This window comes from Paenibacillus sp. HGH0039 (genome assembly GCF_000411255.1).
Classification (GTDB): domain Bacteria; phylum Bacillota; class Bacilli; order Paenibacillales; family NBRC-103111; genus Paenibacillus_F.
This window is the reverse complement of the sequence record NZ_KE150412.1, coordinates 1,884,371-1,885,383: the sequence shown is the minus strand read 5'-3', so window position 1 is coordinate 1,885,383 and position 1,013 is coordinate 1,884,371.

The window sequence follows — 1,013 nt, the reverse complement described above, 5'->3', positions numbered from 1 at the left end:
GGAGCGACAGGAGCAACGGGAGCTGATGGAGCGACAGGAGCCACGGGAGCTGACGGAGCAACAGGAGCGACCGGAGCTGACGGAGTGACAGGAACAACCGGAGCTGATGGAGCCACAGGAGCAACGGGGGCAGATGGAGTAACAGGAGAGACCGGAGCCGATGGAGCGACAGGAGCAACCGGGCCGACTGGAGCGACAGGTGCAACCGGAGCTGACGGAGCAATAGGAGCAACCGGGGCTGATGGAACGACAGGTGCAACAGGAGCCGACGGAGCAACAGGAGCAACGGGAGCCGACGGAGCGACAGGAGCCACGGGAGCTGATGGAGCGACAGGAGCCACCGGAGCCGACGGAGCAACGGGGGCTGATGGAGCGACAGGAGCAACGGGAGCAGATGGTGTGACAGGTGCGACGGGAGCTGATGGAGCGACTGGTGCGACCGGAGCTGATGGGGCGACAGGAGCAACCGGAGCCGATGGTGCGACAGGAGCAACGGGGGCTGATGGAGCGACAGGAGCCACGGGAGCCGACGGAGTGACAGGAGCAACCGGAGCTGATGGAGCAACAGGTGCCACTGGAGCTGATGGAGCGACAGGAGCAACAGGAGCCGATGGAGCAACAGGTGCGACGGGGGCCGATGGAGTGACAGGTGCCACCGGAGCCGACGGAGCCACAGGAGCGACCGGAGCTGACGGAGCGACTGGTGCTACCGGAGCTGATGGAGCTACAGGTGTGACAGGAGCAGATGGAGCAACAGGAGCAACGGGAGCCGACGGAGCCACAGGAGCGACCGGAGCTGACGGAGCGACAGGAGCAACCGGAGCCGACGGAGCGACAGGAGCAACCGGGGCCGATGGAGCAACGGGTGCAACCGGAGCCGATGGAGCAACAGGAGCAACCGGGGCTGATGGAGCAACAGGAGCAACCGGGGCTGATGGAGCAACAGGAGCAGCCGGAGCCGATGGAGCAACAGGAGCAACGGGAGCCGATGGAGCCACAGGTGCGACCGGAGC